This is a genomic window from Clostridium moutaii, from assembly GCF_041205085.1.
Classification (GTDB): Bacteria; Bacillota; Clostridia; order Clostridiales; family Clostridiaceae; genus Clostridium_B; species Clostridium_B moutaii.
Genome location: NZ_JBGEWD010000012.1, coordinates 50,572 through 75,596, shown reverse-complemented (window position 1 = coordinate 75,596; position 25,025 = coordinate 50,572). Strand labels below are relative to the sequence as shown.

The window sequence follows — 25,025 nt, the reverse complement described above, 5'->3', positions numbered from 1 at the left end:
TTTATCTTTCACTGTGAATTGCATAATAATGATTTATTTCTTCAAATATAGATTGAACGCCGTTTCCCCAGTTTTCATCTTCAGCATATTTTTTACCTATCCACATAAAAGGGTTATTTTCTTTTGGTTTGTCTATGGATAAGTTTATAATTGTACGGGCAGCTATTCTGGAGGAATCCCGTATATTAGTGTTGTATTCCTGCCAGCTGTGATATACATTAAAGGGATTGTTGGCTATTTTGTAAGCATTGGATGTATTTACGGGGACAAAGTTTTGTTCCTGTCCGGTTATGGCAAATAATAAAATGGGGTTTAAATTAAATTCCTTTGAGGTATTAATTATGGTAGAGAAATAGGGTTCTCTACATAGTAGTGAATTTCGAGTGCTTAAATAAGATTTTAATTTATTTTCATCTATATTTTGATATTTCAGGTATTCAGGAAGATATATATTGGGAAAGTTTCTTTTATAATTTTCTAGAGTTATTTTATCGATGAAATCTTCTAAATGGATACTGTCAATTTGGGAAAAATCGATTATATTAAAGGGTGATTTCAAAATTAGCTGTCCCAATATACCAATAGTTAAAATAGAGGCAGTAATGATTGTTAAAAACTTTTTTGAACATTTTAACTGAAAGGGCAGGGGATGATTAAAAGTATTTTCATCCTGCCCAGTTGATGTGGGAAATGCTCCTATTTTAACATTTGAGTTTCCTTTTAAAATTGAAATATGTTCTGTATTTTTTTCATAATTACTTAAATCGATTTCTCTAATTTTGTTCTCTATATTATTGTTTACCCACTGGGTAAGCTCCCTTTTGAAATTTTTTTTGATGAATTCATTTTTCATACAACAGTTAAATATGTCATACATGAAGATGGATTTTTTGTTTTGGAAAAGAGTTGTTTTTAAAATATCTAGTTTTATGGTTTGTCTATAATTTTCAGGAAGACCATTCAAATTGATATCTAAAATATGATGTATAGTATTGGACAACATTTTTGCTTTCTCTTTTGAATCAACTTTAAGATATTTTTTGTTAATATAATTTTTAAGAATTTCTATATCATCTTTACTGATTATCTTCTTGTTTTTAAGTTCTTCTACAAAGTATTCCATAATTTTCACAACCCGAATATTATTATATAATATGATTAATTTTCATTATCGTATATTGTAAAAAAAACTTTAATAAAATGTATTTTGAAAATATTATTGACAGTTTTTATATTAAAATAGATAATATATTTTGTGCTTAATTAATAAACATAAAATATATGTATTACATCTTTAGCTAAAATAAGCTATGTGTTGTAAATAGAGGAAGGGAATTTTGTAATATGAGACTTAGAAAAAAATGGTGGGCCAGACCTAAAATGGAATCTAGCCCTTTTGTTATAACAGAACCTGAAAAATATAAGGGCAGGTGGAGTGAAGAATTCAAAAATAATAATGAAATATACTTGGAATTAGGATGTGGAAGAGGACAGTTTTTATGTACCCAAGCCATGAGCAATATGGATATAAATTATATAGGAATTGATTTAAAGGATGAAGTTTTAATATATGCACTGAAGAAAGTAGAAGAAAATGAAATAGAAAATGTACGGATAGTACCTATGAATATAAGTGGGATTGAAACAGTTTTTTATAAGGAGGAAATTGGAAGAATATATATAAATTTTTGCAATCCATGGCCTAAGAGAAGACAAAAAAAGAGAAGGCTTACTCACACTGTATTTTTAAATATGTATAAGAATTTTTTAAAGCCAGGAAGTGAAATATGGTTTAAGACAGATGATAGGGGACTTTTTGAAGAGTCTCAGGAGTATTTTACAAAGAGCGGGTATAAAATAGAGTATTTAACCTATGATCTGCATAGCAGCAGTAATTTACATGAAAATGTAGCTACGGAATATGAGGGAAAATTCACTGCACTTGGCATGAAGATTATGTTTTTGATAGCTAAGGTGATATAATCAGCGTGAATATATTTCATAAATTTAGCAAGCTTTTAATATTTCATAGATTTTAAATATATAATATGTTAGTATATAGATAATTATGTATTAACAGGGGGAATATTGAACTATGGGAAATAAAATGTCATTGCATCATAAACTAATTGGTATATTAATATTACTAGTTGTAATACCACTGCTTATAATGTCGCTTTTCTCTTTTTTCATCTCGTCTAGAATTGTAAATGATAATGCAGATGAGATGACTTATCAAATATCAAATGAAAAAGTTTCATATATAGATTTACATAGCCTTTCATTGAAAGAGGAGTTACAATCATTGTCAATTAATAAAGATGTGCTTTCACAAAATGGAAGCGATGTGATCAATGCACTGGGAAGCATAACACAAAGTAATAAAGATATAATGCAGTCATATTTGGCTGATGAGACTAAACAGATGACGGTATATCCTGAAACTGTTAAATTGCCTGAGGGATATGATCCTACATCCAGGCAGTGGTATAAAGACGCAATGTCTGCAAATGGACAGATATCTGTGACTGAACCCTATAAGGATGCTTTTACGGGTAAAATTATCATAACCATTGCTAAAAAAGTAAGTCTTAATGATGGGAAAAAGGGGGCTGTGGGCTTTGATATCGATCTATCCACATTAAGGGACAAGCTATCTGCAACCAAGGTGGGTAAAAGCGGGTATGCCATATTGGTTTCAACCGATGGTACAATTATTGCAGATTCCGATAAAAGCAAAGTAATGAAAAATATAAAAGGAGAAATTCCATCGGGACAATCTATTTTAAGTGAAAAGCATGGAAATATAAAGTATGGAAGTGGAAAAGAAGCAAAAATAGCTGGATTTAATCAGTCAAAAGAAACTGGGTGGATAGTTGTAACTGTTATTCCCAGAACTGATTATGCTCAGGGATTAAATGCTAGTGTTACCACAGCCCTTATAGTTCTGCTAGTTATGGTAATAATAGCAGTTATATGTGGAGTATTTATTGCAAAATATGCAACTAATCCTTTGACACAAATACAGAAATTTGCTAAAAGATTATCAGAGTGTGATTTTAGTACTCCTATAATTATAAAGAGAAAGGATGAGTTTGCGGATACAGCATTTTCACTTAATACAGCTCAGAAAAATGTGAAATCATTAATTAAGACCATAATTGATAATTCTGAAAATATGAGTGCCTCAAGTGAAGAACTTTCGGCAACTGTTCAGGAAATGACATCTAAATTTAAAAATATAAACAACTCCATAAATAATATAGTAAATGGTTCCCAGGAGACAACAGCTTCAGCTGAAGAAGTTACCGCATCTGTAGAAGAGATAGATTCTAATATAAATCAATTGTCAAACCAGGCTATGAATGTAAATAACAATGCAAATGAATCTAAGGAAAATGCTCTTTCTGTTCAAGAAAATGCTCAAAATGCAATAAAGGAATGTAAAAGCATCTATCAAAATGAACAGACAAATATATTAAAAGCTATAGATGATGGAAATGTGGTTTCAAAGATAAAGGAAATGGCGGATGTAATAGCAAATATTGCAGAGCAAACTAATTTACTGGCATTAAATGCAGCTATTGAGGCCGCAAGAGCAGGTGAACATGGAAAGGGATTTGCGGTAGTTGCTGAAGAAGTGAGGACATTGGCGGAACAATCTTCAGAAACAGTTTCTACAATTCAAAATGTTGTAGTAAAGGTTCAAGATGCCTTTAAAAATCTTTCAAATACTAGCCATGAAATTTTAAAATTTATTGATCAAAATATAAATGTTCAATTGGATAATTACTTGAGTACTGGAGAAAAATATTATGGAGATTCTCAATTTACATCTGACTCTTTAAAACAATTATCCTTAATGACGGAGGAAATAAAGAATACAGTAAATGAAGTGACCAAGGCAATTAGCAATATGGCTGGTATTGCACAAAAATCTTCAGAAAGTACTAATGAAATTCAGGATATTATAAATGATGCAACGCAAGGCATGATACAGGTTGATAAAACTGCCAGGGATCAATCTAATCTGGCCCAAAAACTCAATGAAGTCATTCAAAAATTTACAATTTAATTTTATGTGGAGGGTGGATTAATATCATCCTCCACATAAAAAATTAAAACTGGTTATTATATAACCAGTTTTTTAACATATAGATCCTTTTCTTTTTTTAAATCCAGAAATCCTCCATCGTCAAGGAGCAGTGGTTTTGTTAAGTCATTTATGTGAACCTGAACTACCTTGTACTTTCTTCCATTATTTAATAATACATTTTCTCCCATGAAGTAATTTATTGTATGATTTAAAAAAATATTGCAGTATTTACAATCAAGCTTTCCAAGGCTCTGCTCTTGAATAATCTTTAGAGCTTCAAAGGGACCATCCACTTTTTTATAGTATCTGCTAGAATTGACTTCATCAAATAAATCTGCAATGGCTATTATTTTAGCAAAGGTATGAATCTTATCTCCATCTATAGCCAATGGATATCCAGAGCCATCCATTTTTTCATGATGCATGAGTATTCCATAACTTACAGATGGATCTAAGTAATGAATACCTTTAATAAGATTATAACCTATAACTGGGTGGGTTTTAAGTATTTTATGTTCTTTAGAAGTAAGAGAACCTTTTTTATTTATTATGTCACTGCTTATTTTAGTTTTACCAAAGTCGTGTAATATAGCGGAATAAGTCAATAAATTTATTTCCCGTTGATTGAGATTCAACCATTTACCAAGTATAAAACTTATAGCGGCTACATTTATGCTGTGTCTGTAGATGGTGTCATCTCCGCTGCCGTAAAACACAATATTTCTAATAACTATTCCTGTTGATTTAAATTCTTCCTGTATTTTTTTTGAAAAAATTCTTATTTCATTCATCTCAGGAACTTTTAAATTGGATATGTTATTAAATATATATTTTAGACTTAAAGAAAATTCATTAAAATCATTTTCCATTTTTTGTATTGCATTTGATTGTAACATTAAAGGACTATCAGAATCACCTTTTACATAAACATTCACCTTATCAACAATATAGTTTTGTCTTAAATTATTTATAGTGGATTCTGTGATAACAATATTTTTAGCTAATAACATTTTATCCTCAAAAACTATATCATCTGAGGACATCATTCCAGGTTTTAATTCATCAATTGGTAGGGATCTTTTTTCCCATAACATATTGTCTCACCTCATATATTATTAATTTAGAAATATATAGCAATTAAATATTTTATCGTCATATTTTCATAATTCTAAATATGTTTGAGGCAAAATAATATCAATTTTTAAAACTGTGAATTGGAGCGGGAATCCTTCCACCCCTATTTATGAAAATTTCACTGGAGAATTTACTTACAGGCATTATGGGGGCTCTGCCAAGAAGACCTCCGAAATTGGCCTCTTCCCCTACAGATTTATTGTAAACGGGAATTAATCTTACAGCAGTTGTTTTACTGTTTATCATTCCAATGGCGGCTTCATCTGCAATTATGGCAGATATGGTGGATTCAGGTGTGTCACCTGGTATTCCTATCATGTCAAGTCCTACAGAACATACACAGGTCATAGCTTCTAATTTTTCTAAATTAAGGGAACCTGCATTTACTGCGCTTATCATCCCTTCATCTTCACTTACAGGTATAAAGGCACCACTAAGCCCTCCAACTTGGGAGGCAGCCATTATACCACCTTTTTTAACGGCATCGTTTAAAAGGGCGAGAGCTGCTGTTGTACCTGGACATCCACAGCTCTCCAGTCCCATTTCTTCAAGAATTCTTGCAACACTATCTCCTACAGCAGGTGTTGGGGCCAGAGATAGATCAACTATACCAAAGGGGACATTTAATCTTCTAGAGGCTTCACCGGCCACCAATTGACCCATTCTAGTTATCTTAAAGGCAGTCTTTTTTATAGTTTCAGCTACTGCATTAAAACTTCCACTCTTTACCTCTTCCAATGCGGATTTTACAACACCGGGACCGCTAACACCTACATTTATTATTGCATCGGCCTCTCCAATGCCGTGAAATGCTCCTGCCATAAAGGGATTATCCTCAACAGCATTTGAAAATATTACAAGTTTGGCACATCCTATGCTGTCATCTTTTCTAGTGAGATAAGCAGTTCTTTTTACTATCTTTCCCATATCCTTTACTGCATTCATGTTTATTCCTGCTTTTGTAGTTGCCACATTTACTGAAGAGCATACTTTTTTGGTGGATGCCAGTGCTTCCGGTATAGATTCTATAAGTATTTTATCACCTTTGGAATAACCTTTATGTACAAGTGCTGAAAAACCTCCAATGAAATCTATACCGAGAGTTTCGGTGGTTTTATCCAAGATTTTTGCAAATCCTACATAGTCTGTATCTGAAGTTGCTTGAGCTACAAGGGAAATAGGGGATACGGATACTCTTTTGTGTATTATCGGTATACCATATTCTGTTTCAATTTGTTCTGCAGTTTTAACTAAATTTTCAGCATACCTGGTTATTTTATCATAGATTTTTATCCGTGCTTTATCTCCGTCACTATCAATACAGTCCATAAGGGATATACCCATGGTAATAGTCCTTATATCCAGGTTTTCTTTGTCTATCATATTTATTGTTTCCATTATATTTTTAGTATTTATCATTTCATTCACACCCCAGTCTAAATTTCTTGCATAGAAGTAAATATGTCTTCCCTTTGAATTTTAACTACAACACCTATTTCTTTAGCTTTGTTTTCAAGAGCATTTTTTATACTTGTAAAATCTGTTTTCATTTTACTTAAGTCTACAAGCATTATCATGGTAAAATAATTTTCTATTAGAGTTTGGTTAATATCCAAAATATTTATATTATTTTTAAATAATACGGAAGTTATTTTGTAAATAATACCTACCTTATCTTTTCCAAGTACTGTTATAAATGCGTTCATTGTTCTATCCATCTCCTTAATATTTAGTTGAAAGCTTTCACTGGAAGATAACCATTTATGGGAGAAAATAAAAAGAGATTAAAATAAAATTAATCTCTGGTAAACAAGACTTTAAAATAGTAAATACTAAGCTCTACTATATTAAACATAAAGTCCCCTGTCCCTTTTACCTGAGAGTTTCGCTATAATTAGCTTTCCCCTTCGGCGCTCCTTAAGAGTCTCTCCAGAGGCTTGTCCGACAACGGTTTATAAACTATAAAATAAACATATTCCGTTAACTTCATCCAGCCTATTAAATTGTTAAGGTGATTATAACATGTTTTATGGATTAATTCAAATACAGTTTTGCAGCAAAAAATAAAAAAGTTACTCAGCTTATTTAAGGGCTCAGCAACCTTTCTGTTTTATTATGTTATTTTGCCTTTTTAGCAGCAGCTAGTATGGCATCAAAATTCGGTTGATTTGTAACTTCGGGAACGTATTCTACATAAATAATTTTATTTGTGCTGTCCGCTACAAAAGCAGCTCTAGCTAAAAGACCCAAATCATCCATATATGTGCCAAAGTTTTTACCAAATAATCTGTCCTTAAAGTCTGATGCTGTAATTACATTTTTTATTCCGTTAGCAGCACACCATCGGTTTTGAGCAAAAGGCAAATCCATGGATATTGTATATACAGTCACACCGGGAATTTCCGATGTTTTCTCATTGAAAGTTCTGGTTTCTAAATCACAAACAGGTGTATCTATAGAAGGTACTGTTAAAAATATTCTAACTCCCTTTGTATCTTTTAAAGAAATGGTATCCATTGCGTTATTTATAACAGCAAAGTCAGGTACTGTATCACCTATTTTAAGAGTATTGCCAGAAACCTTTACAGGTTTTCCTTGAAATTTTAATTTCATATATATCCCTCCAAACAAAAAATACTAATTAATAATTATTATCTATTATAATAGCACAAATGTACAAAATATGCAAATTAATTATAATTTAAATTTAATATGTAAATTTAATGTATAATATTAATTGAAACAACAGTTAAAATCAAATTTTCTTTAGAAGGTAGGAGTTTTAAGATGGAAGATTTAGGAGGAAAGGTAGCTGTAATCACTGGAGCATCAAGGGGAATAGGGAGGAGTACTGCTGTAAATATGGCAAAGTGCGGCGCCTGTGTAGTAATAAATTTTAAGCAAGATGAAAAGGGAGCATATAAGACTCTGGAGATGGTTAAGCAAGCAGGATCTTTGGGAGTGGTTTTACAGGGAGATGTGAGTTTATACAGTGATGCTGAAAGGATAATAAAAAATACTATAGATAAGATGGGTAAAATAGATGTACTGGTAAATAATGCGGGAGTTTGTCATATAGGACTTTTTGTAGATATGCAGCAGGATGAATGGAATTCTATAATAGATGTTAATTTGAAGGGAATGCTCAACTGTACCCATTGTGCATTAAAATACATGATTCCAAGGAAAAGTGGTTCTATAATAAATATTTCATCTATGTGGGGAAATGTGGGTGCTTCTTGTGAAACAATTTATTCTGCCACTAAAGGAGCAATAAATCTTTTTACTAAATCTCTTGGAAAAGAAATGGCACCATCTAATATTAGAGTAAATGCAGTTGCGCCAGGGGTAATAGATACCCAAATGAATTCTTGTTTAAAAATTGAAGATAAAGAAAGTCTATTGGAGGAAATACCTACAGGAAGATTTGGAAGCGGTGTTGATATAGCAAAGGCAGTGTGCTTCCTGGCAGGAGAATCATCATCATATATAACGGGACAGGTAATAACTATAGATGGAGGAATGTCATAATTGGGTGATAGATCTTGTCAATTTTTATATAGGTCAATTATTTTTATAAAGTAAGCTTTAAATTGAACGATAAATAAAGAATATGATATGAAAGATTTAATTTAATGAATAGGTGAAATGCAATTAAAATATTATTAATAAAATAGGATGATAATTATGTGTAAAGTTATAATATTGGACGATATGGCTTATATAAGATATAGGGTAAAAGATACACTGGAAAAAATAGGAATTGAAGTATATGAGTCAGGAACTTCTTTTGATTTTTTTAACAAGTTATATGATAAAAAAAAGGAAATAAGTTTAATAATATTGGAAGTGGGACTTAGTAACGAGGACGGCTTTGAAGTGCTTAGAAAAATAAAGGCCAGAAATTTAAATATTCCCATAATGATACTTACAAAGATGAATACCAGAAGTGCATTTATAAAATGTATAAAAGAGGGAACTTCAGAATACATATTAAAACCTTTTGATAATAAAGTGCTGCTTGAAAGAATAAATAATCTTATAAAGTCCAGTAAGGATAAAGGTGAACAAGGTGAAATAATATATTTGAATTTTCAACAATATATTACAAAACAAATTATCAAAGCTAAAGCTGAAAATACGAAACTTTCGGTTATAATGGTGAGTTTGATAAAAAAATATGCTACAGAAATGGATGAAAAAATAGATGTAAAGGACAACTATCTTATCTTAATGGATTCTCTTTATGAAAAATTAAGACCTATTTTCAAAACACCAGATTTATTTGAAAAGTATGGATTTTCTACTTTTGTAGGTGTAATTCCCCAGTGTCAAAGGAAAAAGGTACTTTTTATTATCAATAAGATCAATGAAATATATAATAAAATAAAAGCAATAGATGAAAAATATAGTGAATATCATATTGAATACAGTTATGTGACTTTTCCTGATGATGGAAAAGACAAAGACCAGCTGCTGGATAAATTGACATCCAATATTAAGATAAAGATAAACAAAAAATAAACTAGCTTTTTATTGAAAATTGCTTTATTATTAAAATAGGTGTAAATTAAGTTGTTTAAGGGAGCTGAGTATATGATAAATTCATTGGTATTTGGTATGGTAACTCTGGCTTTTGGAATTATACCTAAAATAGTGAAACCTAAAAAAATTAACTCTTGGTATGGGTATAGAACTAATATCTCCATGAAAAATCAGGATACTTGGAATGAAGGAAATAGGTATTCCACTAATGAATATATATTAGCAGGAATTATTTTAATTATTCTAGGTAATATAGGTTATTATTTTCTTCAGGGTAAAGGTTATTTAGTTCCATTAATAGGCTGTATACCTGTTTTAATATTTACAGTATTTACTACGGAAAAGCATTTGAAAAATACATTTGATGAAAATGGTAAAAGAATTGATGAATCCAAAAATTTAAAACGAAATAGTGTAAATGATTGATAAATTTATTCAGAAAAGGAATCTTAAAAAAAATATAAGATTCTTTTTTATTTAAGCAGAAAATTCAAATCGGTTTATTTTAGAGGGAACTCATCTTTTTAAAAGAATGAGTTCCCATAAACATTACCTATACTTTTACATAGTCTGAATGAACATAGCCAATTATAGATCCTACCTGAACTTTATACCAGCGGCCGTCAGTACTTAAAATTGTAACTTTACTTCCATAAGAGAGAGTTGCAAGAACACGACCTGTCCATGGATTGTCTCTTAAATTTAATTTTGAAGATTTGTTGCTTAAAGTTACAGTCCCAACTTTGGTATTCACAGTGCCAGCTGTACTTTCAGATACAGATTTAGAAGTACTTATATAATTGGAATATACATATCCGGTTTTACCATTTGCATTTACTTTATACCAGTTGCCACTGGTTTCTAGGATATTTACGGAAGTCCCATTTAAAAGAGAGCCAACTATAGAACCTTGGGGTGATGTTCTTAAATTCAAGGCAGAAGAACTATTGCTTAATTTAACGTAACCCGTTTTTGAAGATGTTGTGCCTCCAGAAACTTGACCTGATGAATTAGTGGCAGGCTGTTCACTAGAAGTATTGGTGCTGCTGCTTCCGCCTGAACTTATGTATGTAGAATTTACGTATCCATAAGAAGAGTTAAATTTAATTTTATACCAACTTCCTACAGTGCCCACTATTTGGACTGATTGTCCCTTTCTTAAACTTCCAAGTATTCCAAAGGAAGTGCCTGCGCCATTTCTTATATTCAAGGCTGAACTGCTATTTGAAATATTTACAATTCCGCTTTGAGAAGTACTTGCAGAAGTACCTGTACTTATGGAAGAAGCAGGAGCAGATTGTTTGCCATCTCCCACATATATGTATCCTTTAAGATATAAATTACCTCTATTTTTTATTGCTTCCTTTGAAAGGGATTTTATATTTCCATCATAATTTCCTCTTATGTTAAAATTGCCCTCGTTAAAATATACTGTATCTCCATCCACTTCTTCTACAAATCCTACATGACCGTAACCAACCCTACCGCCGCCCCATACTATTATAGAATTTGCCTTTGGTTCTGAACCGTAGGAATATATATTATCTTTGGCATTGGCATACCACCAGTCTACTGCATTCCCGTAGAATTCTGAAGGCAGTGAAATTCCAAGCTTTTCAAGGACTCTTCCATATGTAAACCAGGTGCATTGTCCTGTGTATCCGCATTTGGCAAATATATTTCCTACTGCAGTGTATGCACTACTTTGAATATTTGGTAAAATACCAGCGGCATGTACAGTATTCATTACATTTTTATTATTCATAAGAGCTGCAGAAATAAAAAAAGCAAAGACTAATTTCTTATACTTATTCATGCTGTGTCCTCCTGAAATTATAAATTAATCTAAAATTATCAAACCATGATAATTATCGTAACTAATTGAAAATAATTTAGTCTAATTGTACTATATTTTCTGGAAATATTCCATAAAATTGAATAAATTTTCTATAACAGCCATTGGATAAATTTTAAGTTTGCTGTTGACATAAAAAAGAAACCTGTTATAATTAAGGACAAATAGATTTTGCATTGATTTATAGTACGAAGTTAATGTACTGTATGATTTTATTATTATCAATAATGGAGGTAAAGGCAAAATGAAAAGTATCATTGGAAAGGAATTGAAAGCAGCAAGTAAAAATTATTATTACTTTACTTTTAGCTGGGGCTATTTTTATTTTAGCGCTAGTTACTTTTGCTTTCAAAAAAAAATAAACCCTTTTCTAATGAGTAGATACAGTTATACATGTTGATTAAAGACTTTTTGCATATTAAATAAAAGTGTAATTGGTTAATTTTAGGCAAGACTCATTAAGGGTCTTGCCTTTTTTATTTTTAAAATTTATTTACAGGAGGAGTTTATGATGATTGTGATTATGAAACCAAAGTCACCAATGGAGGAGATAATTAACTTGAAACAAAAAATTGAAGGTGAAAACAATATATCGGTAAATGTAATACAGGGAAAAGAATATTGCCTGCTGGGTCTTATTGGAGATGCTACAGAGGTTGATGCGGATAAAATTAGAGCTAATGAATTTGTGGAAAATGTAAAAAAAGTACAGCAGCCTTATAAATTATCCAACAGATTGTTTCATCCGGATAATACCGTGGTGAAAATAAAAAATGAGTCTATAGGCGGAGATGAATTAGCTGTTATAGCGGGACCCTGCTCTGTGGAGAGTGAAGAGCAAATTGTAAGTATTGCAAAAGATGTAAAGAAAAGCGGAGCTAAGTTTTTAAGAGGGGGTGCTTTTAAACCCAGAACTTCGCCTTATAGTTTTCAAGGGCTTAGAGATAAAGGATTGGAACTTTTAAAAATAGCGAAGGAAGAAACAGGTCTTCCCATAGTAACAGAAATTATGTCCATTGATATGATAGATAAGTTTGTTGAGGATGTAGATGTAATACAAGTTGGAGCAAGGAATATGCAGAACTTTGAACTTCTAAAACAGCTGGGAAAAATAAAAAAGCCTATTTTGCTGAAAAGAGGAATTTCAGCCACTATTGAGGAGCTGCTCATGTCTGCGGAGTATATAATGGCCGGCGGAAATGAAAATGTAATACTTTGTGAAAGAGGAATAAGGACTTTTGAAACTTATACAAGAAATACCCTGGATTTAAGTGCCATACCGGCTATAAAAAAATTAAGCCATCTTCCTGTAATAGTAGATCCAAGCCATGCAGCGGGAATCTGGTGGATGGTGGAGCCTTTGGCTAAAGCAGCAGTAGCAGTGGGAGCGGATGGACTTATGATAGAAGTTCACAATGATCCTGCAAATGCAAAATGTGACGGACAGCAGTCCATAAAACCAAAGGTATTTCAAGAACTTATGGAAGATATAAACAGAATGATAAGTGTAAAGATGAATAGGGAATACGAGGTTATAAATGTATAGAAGCACATATTGAAAGGAGAGATACAATTGGAGGATTGTGACTTTGGGGATTCTGACTTTAATGTAAATATAGCTGTGGTGGGAATGGGACTTATTGGAGGTTCCTATGCTATGGCACTTAAAGCTTTAAATCCCAGATGTATAGTTGGAATAGATAAGGACAAAAAGACTTTAAATGAAGCTTTAGATATGGGTATTATAGATATGGCATATGAAAGTGGTGGAAGATTTTTAAAAAAAATTGACTTGATTATAATAGCTCTTTATCCTAAAGATACGGTGAAGTTTGTAAAAGATAATCTGCAGAACTTAAAAAGAGGAGTACTTATAACAGATGCCTCAAGTGTAAAAGAATATGTGGTTAGCAGTATAAATTTATTTTTACCTGAATATATGGAGTTTGTTCCAGGTCATCCCATGGCAGGCAGGGAGTCCAAGGGGATAGAGTTAGCTTCAGCAGATATTTTTAAAAAAGCCAATTATATAATAACACCAAGCTCCAGGAATACTCCCAAGGGTCTCAATATGATAGATAAAATGGCAAGAAAAATAGGATGCAGCAATGTGACTTATGTAAGTCCTGAAGAGCATGATAATGTAATTGCCTTTACCAGTCAGCTCCCACATGTTGCAGCTGTTTCCCTTATGAATTCCTATGATGAAAATTCTATAAATAATATGGAATTATTCATAGGAGGAAGCTTTAGGGATGCCACTAGGGTGGCACAAATCAATTCTAAACTGTGGAGTCAGTTATTTATAATGAATTCAGATAAATTAGTAGATGAAATAGAAAAATTTCAAAAAAGTATTGATGAATTAAAAATGGCCGTAATATATAAAGATGTGAACAAGATAGATGATATTTTTGAAAATGCAGTACATAGGAGAAAAGATATAGTTAAAAGACAAGGATAGTGATTTTATGAATATTATTGATATTGCTCTTAAAGAAAAATGCTATAAAATTTATATAGAAAGAGGAATTTTAAAATCCGCAGGAGAAAAACTAAAATCTGTATACAGGGATAGAAGTATAGTTGTAATTACTGATCATAATGTAGAAAAATTATATTTGGATGCATTGAAAAAATCGCTTTTAGATAATGGATTTAAGGTGAATACAATATCCATAGCACCGGGAGAAAAGAGCAAAACTCTGGGCGTATTGGAAGAAGTGTATGAAAAACTATGTAAATTTAACACAAGAAGAAGTGATATTATAGTTTCTCTTGGAGGTGGAGTGGTAGGTGATTTGGCAGGTTTTGCCGCGGCCACTTATTTAAGGGGTATAAGGTATATTCAGGTCCCAACTTCAATTCTGGCTCAGGTAGACAGCAGTGTAGGGGGAAAAGTAGCTGTGGATTTGCCCTGGGGGAAAAATTTAGTTGGAAACTTTTATCATCCAGATGCAATATTTATAGATCCGGAAGTACTTATATCCCTGAATGACAAGTTTTTTAGTGATGGAATGTCAGAGGTTATAAAATATGGGTTTATACGGGACAAAAGCATTTTGAAGGATTTAAACTCTTATTCAAAGAAAAACGAGACTTTAGATAATATGGAAAATATAATATACAAATGCTGTAACATAAAGAAACAATTAGTGGAAACAGATGAAAGAGATTTAGGGGATAGAATGATATTAAATTTTGGACATACGCTTGGACATTCTTTAGAAAGATATTATGATTATGGAAAATACAGTCATGGAGAAGCTGTTTCCATTGGCATGGCCTGTATAACCAAAAGGACTGAAGAGATGGGTATTACTGAAAATGGTACTTATGATTACATGAAATGTATATTGAAAAAATATGGCCTCCCAACTCATATGCCGGATTTGGATAGGCAGGTTATTATAAATTCCATAGCACTGGACAAAAAATCATTAGGTGAAAATCTCATAAACCTTATAGTTTTAGAAGAAGTGGGAAAAGCAAAAATAATGAAGGTAAAAATATCTCAAGTATATGACTTCTTATTTTCAGACAAAATTAAATAGCAATTAAATGAAGATAAAGAAGGGAGAAATGTATTTTGAAGTATGTACACATAAATCCAGCTGAATTAAAAGGAGATATAATTGTTCCAGCATCTAAAAGTATATGTCATAGGGCAGTAATATGTGCTTCACTATGTGATGGTATAAGTAATATAGAAAATGTAGATTTTTCAAAGGACATAGAAGCCACCTGTGGTGCTTTAGAAAATTTAGGCGCAGAAATACAAAGAGATAAAAATTCTTTGATTGTAAAGGGAAACTCTCAGCTTCATGTAAAAAATTCAAATATAAATTGTTTTCAATCAGGTTCTACTATAAGGTTCTTGATACCTATAGTGGCAACAATTGGAGAAAAGGCTATTTTTACAGGTGAAGGAAGGCTGGTGGAAAGACCTCTTGATATTTATTACAGTATATTTGATGATCAGAAAATATATTATAGGAATTCTCAAGGTAAATTGCCATTGACTTTAAAGGGAAAACTGAAACCAGGTGAATATAGGGTAAAGGGAAATGTAAGTTCCCAGTTTATAACCGGGCTTTTATTTGCCCTCCCCTTATTGAATGAAGATTCCACAATATATATAACTACCGAATTGGAATCCAAACCCTATGTGGATATCACGTTGAGTATGCTGGAAAAGTTTGGAATAAGCGTAGATGAAAATAACCGTGGCAATTATGAAATTAAAGGTAATCAGAAGTATAAGAGTACAAATTTGAAAGTGGAGGGCGATTTTTCTCAAGCTGCTTTTTGGCTTGTCATGGGATCTCTCGGAAATGGCATCACCTGTCATGGGTTAAAAAGAGACTCTCTTCAAGGAGATAAAATTATAATAGATATACTCGCAAGAATGGGTGTAGAAATCAAATGGGGAGAGAACAGTGTAACTGTTGACCCATCCCATGAAATTTATGGAACTACTATTGACGCCTCACAATGTCCGGATCTTATACCTATACTTGCAGCTCTGGCATCTGTTAGCTGTGGAACTACTGAGATTAAAAATGCAGGAAGACTTAGAATTAAAGAATCGGATAGACTTGGGGCCATATCTTCAGAATTAAACAAAATAGGAGGAGATGTAATAGAAAAAAGAGACGGCCTGATCATAAGAGGAAGAAAAAAACTTATGGGAGGAAATGCAAGCAGCTGGAAAGATCATAGAATAGCTATGGCTCTGGCAGCCATATCATCAAAATGTTTGAATCCTATGGTAATAGAGGGAGCTGAATGTGTAAAAAAGTCATATCCAAATTTTTGGAAGGATTTTAGAACTTTGGGGGGTAATATAAATGAGTGGAATATGGGGTAATAAAATAAAGATATCTATTTTTGGAGAATCACATGGAAAGGCTATAGGTATTACCATAGATGGATTAAAACCTGGCAATGAAATTGATTTGAATTATATAAAAGAACAGATGAAGAGAAGGGCACCAGGTCTTACAAATCTGTCCACTGCCAGAAAAGAACAAGACGAGTTTCAAATATTAAGCGGATATTTTAACGGCAGGACCACAGGTACTCCCCTTTGTGCAATTATATTAAATAATGATACTCACTCCGAGGACTATAAAAAAACTTCCAATATGTTGAGGCCAGGGCATGCAGATTTTACAGGAAGAGTTAAATATCATAATTTTAATGATTACAGAGGTGGGGGACATTTTTCAGGAAGGCTCACAGCACCATTGGTTTTTGCCGGTGCCCTGTGTAGAAAAATATTGGAGAAAAGAGGAATAGTAATAGGGAGCCGCATAGAGAGTATAGGCAAAATTAGAGATAAAAGCTCTGTCGATATTGTTTCTGTAAATAAAGATACACTTCTGGATCTTTCAAAGGATGGATTTCCTGTGCTGGATAAAGCTTGTGGTGAAAAGATGAAAGAAAGTATATTAAAATCAAAGGGAGAAGGAGATTCCCTTGGTGGAATTATAGAAACCATAGTTATAAATTTGCCGGCAGGTATAGGTGATCCATTTTTCGATTCAGTGGAGAGCACTCTTTCACATCTCTTATTTTCTGTTCCAGCAGTTAAAGGGGTGGAATTTGGAGAGGGATTTAATATAACAACTATGAAAGGCTCAGAGGCAAATGATGAATATTACATGTCAAAAGATAATAATATAAAAACTTACACCAATAATAACGGAGGAATTCTAGGAGGAATTACAAATGGCATGCCTTTAGTATTTAGAGCTGCTGTAAAACCCACTCCCTCTATAGCAAAAACTCAGAAAACTGTAAACATTGAAAACAGGGAAAATGTAATTTTAAAAATAAAAGGAAGACATGATCCCTGCATTGTACCTAGAGCTGTTCCGGTGATAGAAGCAATTACAGCCATAGGAATATTGAATTTAATGGAAGAATGAATTAATGGAGGGGATACTTTGGAAGGCTTAGATGAGTTGAGAAATAAGATAAACAAAATAGATGGAGAAATGATTGAACTTTTTCAGCAGAGAATGAATGTAGTTTCTAAAGTGGCAGAATATAAGGAAAAAAACCATATGGAAATATTGGATGAAAATCGGGAAAAAGATGTTATAAAAGTTCAATTGGAGAATATACGGCACAGGCCAATGGCAAATGAGATAGAGATCTTTTTAAGAGATGTTATGAGTATAAGTAAAAGCTTACAGAAGAAAAAAATCAGGGGATTATATAATAAAGACAATATTTCAAAAATAAAAACTTATAACAGTTCATGCAGAGTGGGATTTCAAGGCATACTGGCATCTTTTAGCCATGAAGCCCTAATTAATTATTTTGGAGATAAAGTAAAAACTGTAGGTTTTGATAATTTTAAAGATGTATTTCAAGCTTTAGAAAATGGAAATATAGATTATGGAGTTCTTCCTATTGAAAATTCTTCTACAGGAGGTATTTCTGAGGTTTATGATCTGCTGGAAAAACATAAATTTTATATAGTGGGAGAAAAATGTATTAAAGTAAATCACAATTTGATAGGCATTGAGGGAGCTTCAATTCAAGATATAAAGGAAGTGTATTCACACAGTCAGGCATTTATGCAGTGCAGCAGGTTTTTAGAAAGACATAAGGAATGGAGGCTTATTCCCTATTTTAATACAGCTAGAAGTGCTGAATATGTAAAGAAAGAAAATAATAAGAGCAGAGCTTCCATAGCCAGTAAAAAAGCGGCAGAATTTTATGGGCTGAATATATTGGAAGAAAATATAAATTACAACAGTGATAATTATACCAGGTTTATAATAATAGGCAGGAATATGGAATATGATAAAAAATATGATAAAATCAGTATTCTCGTTACCTTGCCCCATAAATCAGGCAGTTTATATAATATACTTAAGTTTTTTTGGCAAAATAATTTAAACATGACTAAAATAGAATCAAGACCCATGATAAATAGGCCCTGGCAATATTTCTTTTATATTGATTTCTGTGGAAACATAATGGAGAAGGGTACTAAAAATGCCATGGAGGGAATAGAAAGAGAGAGTTCCTATTTTAAATTATTGGGGAATTACAAGGGAGATGATTTAAGTTGAGTAATTTTTATGGACTTATAGGTAAAAGATTAATACACAGCTTTTCTGGTGTAATACATCATTTGATCTTAAAAAAAATAGGTAAAAATGGAGAATACAATCTTTTTGAAGTAGAAGAAAAAAACTTGAACAGATCTGTAGAGGCATTAAAAATTTTAGGATGCAGGGGTGCTAATGTAACCATACCTTATAAGGTCGGAATCATAAAATATATGGATGAGATATCTGAAGAAGCAGAGAATATAGGGGCTGTGAATACTATAGAGTTTACACGTAATAAACTAACAGGTTATAATACTGATTATTATGGGTTTGGGTTGACTTTAAAGAGATATGATATAGATGTATTGAATAAAGATGTAATATTATTGGGTACAGGAGGAGCATCTAAAGCTGTAGCCAGTTATATTTTAGATAAGGGAGCAAAAAGTATCATATATGTAAGCAGAAATCCTCATAAATTATGCAGTGATAAATTTAAAATTATTTCCTATGAAGAATTACATAAAATAAAAGGGGGAGATATTATAATAAATTGTACACCTTGTGGAATGTATCCAAATGTAGATAATTGCCCTGTAGATGAAGGTATTATAAGCAAGTTTAACACAGCTGTGGATTTAATATACAATCCCCAAAATACTTTGTTTTTGAAATTGGGAAACAAATTGGGACTTAATACTGTGAATGGATTGTATATGTTGGTAGCTCAGGCTGTGGCATCCCAGGAGATATGGCAAAAAAGAAAAATACCTTTAAAGATTGTGGATGAAATATATGATGAATTGTTAAATACATATAAAAATTTCAATTTAATGCATGAGGATATTGTGTAATCTATGAAAAGAGAATTTAAAAATATAGTTCTCATAGGTATGCCCGGTTCAGGTAAAACTACAATAGGTAAAATGTTATCTGATAAATTAAACAAAAAACTTATAGATATAGATGGGTGTATAGAAAAACAGCAGGGACGTACTATTTCGGAGATTTTTAAAGGTGGAGAAGAATATTTTAGAAATTTAGAATTAAAGGCAGTGGAACAAGCTAGTGAGAAAGAAGATGTTATAATATCTACTGGAGGAGGAGTAATAAAAAATAAAAAAAACATATTAAATCTCAGAAAAAAAGGATTGATAATTTTTATAGACAGGCCATTGAGGAATATAATTAGTGATTTGGATATAATGAACAGGCCTCTTTTAAAAAATGATATAGGACAAATTGAGAAAGTTTTTGAAGATAGGTACCATATTTATAAAAATTACTGTGACTTTTTTGTTGAAAATATATATACTATTGAAAAAGTATTGAAGGATATAATTAAAATTTATAATGACAATATGTAGCTCTATGATAAGAAGCTGATAGTAAATTTATTTTGCTGTCGGTTTTTTTATCATATTTTTTATCATAATAATAGTATTATATAGTATATAAGATTATTACAGCTATAAATGCAGCAGATTTATGGGTGAATTAAATTAGAGTAGTTTAGCTTCTAGACCGGGGGAGGGTATTTATGGAAAAATTAAAGTCCATTATAACCGAAATTTTAGTTGCGGTTATAATATTGCTGATTATATGTATGGCATCACTGGTGGATGTGAAATCCAGGGAGTCCTCCAAAACCTCTCAGGTGGTGCAGAGTATGTATAGTACGCTTCAACAGTATAAGAAGTCAGTAGATAATTTAGGAAATACTGTGCAAAAAGAAAGTATAGAGTTGAAAAAATTAAAAAATGACATGGATGCCGCACAATCAGGAGACACTTATAAATGGAACGAGGCAGTGGTAGCATATAATAGCAAATTGACAGAATATAATATGCATATGGATGAATACAATAAAAAAATGAATATTTATAATAAAAGCTACCAACAATATGAAAATATGAAAAAGAAAAATGAAAATATAATAGAATGGATTAAAACCATAATTGGAATAAGTTGAAAATTAATGTAAAATGAAATGTAGTAGAGGATAAAAATGGAGGGATGAAAATGAAAAATAAATACAAAAGGTTTCCTGTTCTATTTTTAATTTTTGGACTGATTTTAATAGGAACTATTTCAACAATATCCATAAAAAAGTATACTAGAGCAAATGCCAATGGAAAAATAACCTCGAAAAGTATTTTACCTCAAGAAAATAAAAATAAAAAAATATTTTTTAAAAAGCCTGAAAAATCTCCAGATAAAACTTCTATAAAAATATACAAGAGTAAAAGAATAATGGAACTTTATGGAGATGGGTATTTGATAGGAAGGTTTAAAATCGGTCTTGGAAGAAATCCACAGGGCGTAAAAGAAACAGAAGGAGACAACAAGACACCAGAAGGAGATTACTACATATGTTATATAAATTCTCAAACTAAATATACATATTTTTTAGGAATAAGCTATCCCAATATAGAAGATGCACAAAATGCATTGAATAAAAATATTATCAATAAATCTGAATATGAAAAAATAAAATCTGCTGCGGAAAATAAAAGACAACCACCTTGGAATACCCCACTTGGTGGTGCGGTAGGCATACATGGCGGGGGCTCTAAGTATGATTGGACATATGGATGTGTGGCTTTATCCAATGAAGATATAAATATATTAAAGAAATATGCACCTCTTAAAACACCTGTGGAAATATATAAATAGAAAATCTTGATTTATTATCATAAACAGGAATATATAGGACAAAAAAAGCACAAAATAAAATGAAAAACATATGAAAGGGTGCTTTATTATGTTCAAATATAAACATTATAAAATTTTATTGGCTTTGAGTTTATTGGTAGTATTTTTAATTGTTGTATTTGTAACCGTAGGTTACAGGGCAAAATCCTTGGCAAAAGAGGCACAAAATCCTAGAAGTTATTATTTTGTAGTTACTGGAGAAAAAACTATATGTAAAATGGATACAGTCACAAACCAAATTGTAAGCAAGATCAATGTGGAGGGCACACCTGAAGATATGAAAATCTCTTCAGATGGAAAAACTTTAGTGGTAGTGGTGTCAAATATTAAGGATGAAGATAATAATGGATTTGTATTATTTTATAATATTAAAGACAATAAACTTATAAAAAAATTAGAAATTGGAAAACATCCTTCACGCATTGCCTTTGTTCCCAATAAAAATTATATAATGATAACCAATACCAAAAGTAATGATATATCTCTAATCGATGTTGAAAATTATACTGTACTTCAGCCTATATCTGTTGGAAGAAGGCCTAAAGGCCTTTGTCTGTCTGCCGATGGTAGATATTGCTATGTGGCAAACACCGGCGAGGATACCATAACTGTGGTGGATATGAATAATTTTAAAAACATAAAAAAAATAAGGGTGGGAAGATATCCTGTAGATATATCTTTAAATAAGGACAGTGGTAACATTATGGTAACTTTAAGCAGAGAAAAAGCTGTGGCACTGATAAATCCCCATACAGAGGATATTGAAAAAGTTGATTTAGCTGATGAACCTAAAAACATTTATAGATAAAGACAAAATATAAATGGTCAAATAGTATATATGTATTTAATATTTTATCTGTGAATATATTTTAAAAAAGTATATACAAAATTATAATTTGAGTTATAATATATGTATAGAATGATTATCAATCAATAACAAAATTTAAACAAAAAAATATTTTTCTTGTTTAAATTTTATATTTTTTATAAAATACCACCCCACAGGGGTGGGGGGAGGTAAAAGTGAATGAAGAAAAAGAGAAAGCTTTTCAGGCATTAAAAACTTCAAAAGGACAAATTGAGGGAATAATGAAAATGATAGAAGACGGAAGGTATTGTATTGATATATCTAATCAAATAGTAGCAGCTCAGGCACTTTTGAAAAAAGCAAATCTATTAATACTGAAGCAGCATTTAAATCATTGTGTAAAAGATGCCTTTCTTCATAATTCTGGAGAAGAAAAGGTAGATGAAATAATGAGTTTATTGGGAAAACTATTGGATAAGAACGGGTAAAAACCAGGTATGATAAAAGGAGGTATTAAAATGAAAAGCAGAACTTTTCAAATAGAGGGAATGAGCTGTGCAGCTTGCGCCAGAACAATAGAAAAGGTAAGCAAAAAATTAGATGGAGTGGAAGAAGCTAATGTAAATTTTGCTACTGAAAAGTTAACTATAACCTTCGATCCTTCTAAAATGAAGGTTGATGATTTAAAAAAGGATGTTGAAAGGGCAGGATATAAGATTATTGAAGAAGGAAGCAATATTGACAAGAACAAGAAAAAAGAAGAAGAAATCAAAGAGTTAAAGCGAAGATTTATAGTATCAGCTGTATTTACAATTCCCCTTCTTGTCGTAGCCATGGGCCCCATGATAACTGAAAAATTGAATATAATGCTTCCGGGAGTAATAGATCCTATGGTACATCCCCGGGAATTTGCAGTAATTCAGCTTTTATTGGTTCTTCCGGTAATAACAGTTGGAAGAAAATATTTCACAGTGGGATTTAAATCTCTATTTAGAAGAAGCCCTAATATGGATTCTCTTATAGCTATAGGAACATCGGCAGCGTTTTTGTATAGTTTGTTCTCTGTATTCAAAATATTACTGGACAATAATTATTATCATATGTATTTTGAATCGGCAGGAGTTATACTCACTCTTATAACTTTGGGAAAGTATTTTGAAAATGTGGCTAAAGGAAAAACTTCTGAAGCCATAAAGAAGTTAATGGATTTAGCACCTAAAACTGCAAATGTAATAAAAGATGGAGAAGAGATAAAGGTTCCAATTGATGAGGTAGAAGTTTCCGATGTGATTGTTGTGAGACCGGGAGAAAAAATCCCGGTAGATGGTGAAGTTATAGATGGAATGACTTCTGTGGACGAATCAATGCTTACGGGAGAAAGTATACCAGTGGAGAAAACCCCAGGAAGTAAAATTATAGGTGCAAGTATAAATAAAAATGGCTCTATAAAATACAGGGCTACTAGAGTTGGAAAGGATACTGCACTTTCTCAGATAATAAAATTGGTTGAAGAGGCTCAAGGATCAAAGGCGCCTATTGCAAAACTGGCAGATGTAATAGCTGGTTATTTTGTACCTGTAGTTTTGATATTGGGCATAATAGCTTCAATAGCCTGGTATATATCCGGGCAATCCGGAGTATTTGCAATAACTATATTTATATCCGTACTTGTAATAGCTTGTCCATGTGCCTTGGGATTGGCCACTCCAACAGCTATAATGGTGGGAACAGGCAAGGGTGCAGAGTATGGAGTGCTTATAAAAAGTGGTGGAGCTTTAGAGATTGCGCATAGAATACAGACAGTGGTATTTGATAAAACTGGTACTATAACTGAGGGAAAGCCCAAGGTCACAGATATAGTGCTGTCAAGTGATTTAAAAGAGGATTATTTGATCCAAATTGCTGCATCTGCTGAGAAAGCATCAGAACATCCATTGGGGGAAGCCATAGTTAAAGAAGCTGAAAAAAGGAATATTCCATTAAAAAAAATAGAGTCCTTTCTTGCTGTACCTGGTTATGGCATCGAGGTCACACTGGAAGGCGACGACGTGCTTTTAGGTAATAAAAAGCTTATTATGGATAGAAAAATTTTTCTAAAAGATATGAAAGAAGTATCACAAAAACTGTCCAGTGAAGGTAAGACACCTATGTATATAGCATTAAATAATAAATTGATAGGAATAATAGCTGTGGCAGATACTGTTAAAGAAAATAGCAAAAAGGCCATAGAAAAGCTTCATTCTCTTGGAATAGAAGTAGTTATGATAACTGGTGACAATAAAAATACAGCTCAGGCTATATCAAAGCAAGTTGGAATAGACAGAATACTTGCGGAGGTACTTCCACAGGATAAGGCCAATGAAGTAAAAAAGCTGCAAAATGAGAATAAGAAGGTAGCTATGGTGGGAGATGGAATAAATGATGCTCCGGCTTTGGCTCAGGCAGATGTAGGTATAGCAATAGGTTCAGGGACGGATGTAGCTATGGAATCAGCAGATATCGTACTTATGAAAAGTGATTTGATGGATGTGGTTACAGCTATAGATTTAAGCAAAAAAACAATAAAAAATATAAAAGAAAATTTATTTTGGGCTTTTGGATATAATTCTTTAGGTATACCTGTTGCCATGGGAGTGCTTTTCATATTTGGCGGTCCACTTTTAAATCCTATGATAGCAGCATTGGCCATGAGCTTTAGTTCAGTTTCAGTGCTTTTAAATGCACTTAGGTTGAAGAGATTTAGACCAATGTATAATTAAAAAAATTTAAATTGATAATTTAAGTTGACAGCTTAATTAT

Annotated in this window: 24 protein-coding genes and 1 riboswitch; of the genes, 18 read left to right on the top strand and 6 right to left on the bottom strand. The window is 32.0% G+C overall.

Annotated elements, in window-relative coordinates; genetic code table 11:
- Position 1: 1 nt before the first annotated feature.
- The gene (locus AB8U03_RS12680) at positions 2 to 1,123 is read right to left on the bottom strand and encodes a hypothetical protein (protein ID WP_369704922.1); all 1,122 of its coding nucleotides are present in this window, start codon (positions 1,121 to 1,123) and stop codon (positions 2 to 4) included.
- Positions 1,124 to 1,344: 221 nt separating this feature from the next.
- On the opposite strand from AB8U03_RS12680, the gene trmB reads away from it, so the two are divergent.
- A complete protein-coding gene (trmB, locus tag AB8U03_RS12675) occupies positions 1,345 to 1,983 on the top strand; it encodes a tRNA (guanosine(46)-N7)-methyltransferase TrmB (RefSeq protein ID WP_369704921.1) in 639 nt (212 codons plus the stop codon).
- 112 nt (positions 1,984 to 2,095) lie between these two features.
- Complete coding sequence (locus tag AB8U03_RS12670) at positions 2,096 to 4,075, top strand: methyl-accepting chemotaxis protein (protein WP_369704920.1); 1,980 nt, start codon at positions 2,096 to 2,098, stop codon at positions 4,073 to 4,075.
- A 56-nt stretch (positions 4,076 to 4,131) separates the two neighbouring features.
- Here AB8U03_RS12670 and AB8U03_RS12665 read toward each other — a convergent pair whose 3' ends face one another.
- The 4 genes from AB8U03_RS12665 to tpx all read right to left on the bottom strand — a co-directional run bounded on the left by AB8U03_RS12665 (position 4,132) and on the right by tpx (position 7,843).
- Entirely contained in the window at positions 4,132 to 5,190 is a 1,059-nt protein-coding gene (locus AB8U03_RS12665; RefSeq protein ID WP_369704919.1) for an HD-GYP domain-containing protein, read from the bottom strand.
- A 100-nt stretch (positions 5,191 to 5,290) separates the two neighbouring features.
- Positions 5,291 to 6,649 (bottom strand): PFL family protein, encoded by a 1,359-nt coding sequence (locus AB8U03_RS12660; RefSeq protein WP_369704918.1) that lies wholly within the window; start codon positions 6,647 to 6,649, stop codon positions 5,291 to 5,293.
- Between the two features lie 17 nt (positions 6,650 to 6,666).
- The gene (locus tag AB8U03_RS12655) at positions 6,667 to 6,936 is read right to left on the bottom strand and encodes an ACT domain-containing protein (RefSeq protein ID WP_369704917.1); all 270 of its coding nucleotides are present in this window, start codon (positions 6,934 to 6,936) and stop codon (positions 6,667 to 6,669) included.
- A 147-nt stretch (positions 6,937 to 7,083) separates the two neighbouring features.
- Positions 7,084 to 7,173: riboswitch (glycine riboswitch) on the bottom strand.
- A gap of 175 nt (positions 7,174 to 7,348) precedes the next feature.
- Positions 7,349 to 7,843 (bottom strand): thiol peroxidase, encoded by a 495-nt coding sequence (gene tpx, locus AB8U03_RS12650; protein WP_369704916.1) that lies wholly within the window; start codon positions 7,841 to 7,843, stop codon positions 7,349 to 7,351.
- Between the two features lie 174 nt (positions 7,844 to 8,017).
- On the opposite strand from tpx, the gene ymfI reads away from it, so the two are divergent.
- From ymfI to AB8U03_RS12635, 3 genes are all read left to right on the top strand, one after another.
- Positions 8,018 to 8,761: an elongation factor P 5-aminopentanone reductase gene (gene ymfI / locus AB8U03_RS12645; protein WP_369704915.1), complete on the top strand. Its 744-nt coding sequence runs from the start codon at positions 8,018 to 8,020 to the stop codon at positions 8,759 to 8,761.
- Between the two features lie 156 nt (positions 8,762 to 8,917).
- A complete protein-coding gene (locus tag AB8U03_RS12640; protein WP_369704914.1) occupies positions 8,918 to 9,754 on the top strand; it encodes a response regulator transcription factor in 837 nt (278 codons plus the stop codon).
- Positions 9,755 to 9,826: 72 nt separating this feature from the next.
- Entirely contained in the window at positions 9,827 to 10,201 is a 375-nt protein-coding gene (locus tag AB8U03_RS12635; RefSeq protein WP_369704913.1) for an SdpI family protein, read from the top strand.
- 127 nt (positions 10,202 to 10,328) lie between these two features.
- Here the strand turns inward: AB8U03_RS12635 and AB8U03_RS12630 are convergent, their stop codons facing one another.
- Positions 10,329 to 11,591, bottom strand: coding sequence for an SH3 domain-containing protein (locus tag AB8U03_RS12630; RefSeq protein ID WP_369704912.1), 1,263 nt, complete (start codon positions 11,589 to 11,591; stop codon positions 10,329 to 10,331).
- A 550-nt stretch (positions 11,592 to 12,141) separates the two neighbouring features.
- Here AB8U03_RS12630 and aroF point away from each other — a divergent pair.
- The 13 genes from aroF to AB8U03_RS12565 all read left to right on the top strand — a co-directional run bounded on the left by aroF (position 12,142) and on the right by AB8U03_RS12565 (position 24,985).
- Positions 12,142 to 13,176 (top strand): 3-deoxy-7-phosphoheptulonate synthase, encoded by a 1,035-nt coding sequence (gene aroF, locus AB8U03_RS12625; RefSeq protein ID WP_369704954.1) that lies wholly within the window; start codon positions 12,142 to 12,144, stop codon positions 13,174 to 13,176.
- A 27-nt stretch (positions 13,177 to 13,203) separates the two neighbouring features.
- Entirely contained in the window at positions 13,204 to 14,094 is an 891-nt protein-coding gene (locus AB8U03_RS12620; protein ID WP_369704911.1) for a prephenate dehydrogenase, read from the top strand.
- A 7-nt stretch (positions 14,095 to 14,101) separates the two neighbouring features.
- Complete coding sequence (gene aroB, locus AB8U03_RS12615) at positions 14,102 to 15,184, top strand: 3-dehydroquinate synthase (protein WP_369704910.1); 1,083 nt, start codon at positions 14,102 to 14,104, stop codon at positions 15,182 to 15,184.
- Between the two features lie 35 nt (positions 15,185 to 15,219).
- Complete coding sequence (gene aroA, locus AB8U03_RS12610; RefSeq protein WP_369704909.1) at positions 15,220 to 16,500, top strand: 3-phosphoshikimate 1-carboxyvinyltransferase; 1,281 nt, start codon at positions 15,220 to 15,222, stop codon at positions 16,498 to 16,500.
- Positions 16,481 to 17,563 carry a chorismate synthase gene (gene aroC / locus AB8U03_RS12605; protein WP_369704908.1) on the top strand — a complete coding sequence of 361 codons (1,083 nt, stop codon included), beginning with the start codon at positions 16,481 to 16,483 and terminating at the stop codon, positions 17,561 to 17,563. The genes aroA and aroC overlap by 20 nt, the downstream gene beginning before the upstream one ends.
- Before the next feature lie 18 nt (positions 17,564 to 17,581).
- Positions 17,582 to 18,721: a prephenate dehydratase gene (pheA, locus tag AB8U03_RS12600; protein ID WP_369704907.1), complete on the top strand. Its 1,140-nt coding sequence runs from the start codon at positions 17,582 to 17,584 to the stop codon at positions 18,719 to 18,721.
- Positions 18,718 to 19,557: a shikimate dehydrogenase gene (aroE, locus tag AB8U03_RS12595; RefSeq protein ID WP_369704906.1), complete on the top strand. Its 840-nt coding sequence runs from the start codon at positions 18,718 to 18,720 to the stop codon at positions 19,555 to 19,557. The genes pheA and aroE overlap by 4 nt, the downstream gene beginning before the upstream one ends.
- A 3-nt stretch (positions 19,558 to 19,560) precedes the next feature.
- On the top strand, positions 19,561 to 20,070 hold the full coding sequence (locus tag AB8U03_RS12590) for a shikimate kinase (protein ID WP_369704905.1): 510 nt from the start codon (positions 19,561 to 19,563) through the stop codon (positions 20,068 to 20,070).
- 173 nt (positions 20,071 to 20,243) lie between these two features.
- On the top strand, positions 20,244 to 20,675 hold the full coding sequence (locus tag AB8U03_RS12585; RefSeq protein WP_369704904.1) for a hypothetical protein: 432 nt from the start codon (positions 20,244 to 20,246) through the stop codon (positions 20,673 to 20,675).
- 50 nt (positions 20,676 to 20,725) lie between these two features.
- On the top strand, positions 20,726 to 21,379 hold the full coding sequence (locus AB8U03_RS12580) for a L,D-transpeptidase family protein (protein WP_369704903.1): 654 nt from the start codon (positions 20,726 to 20,728) through the stop codon (positions 21,377 to 21,379).
- An 88-nt stretch (positions 21,380 to 21,467) separates the two neighbouring features.
- Positions 21,468 to 22,226, top strand: coding sequence for a YncE family protein (locus AB8U03_RS12575; protein ID WP_369704902.1), 759 nt, complete (start codon positions 21,468 to 21,470; stop codon positions 22,224 to 22,226).
- Positions 22,227 to 22,441: 215 nt separating this feature from the next.
- Positions 22,442 to 22,714 carry a metal-sensing transcriptional repressor gene (locus AB8U03_RS12570; protein ID WP_369704901.1) on the top strand — a complete coding sequence of 91 codons (273 nt, stop codon included), beginning with the start codon at positions 22,442 to 22,444 and terminating at the stop codon, positions 22,712 to 22,714.
- 30 nt (positions 22,715 to 22,744) lie between these two features.
- Complete coding sequence (locus tag AB8U03_RS12565; RefSeq protein WP_369704900.1) at positions 22,745 to 24,985, top strand: heavy metal translocating P-type ATPase; 2,241 nt, start codon at positions 22,745 to 22,747, stop codon at positions 24,983 to 24,985.
- The last annotated feature ends 40 nt before the right edge of the window (positions 24,986 to 25,025 follow it).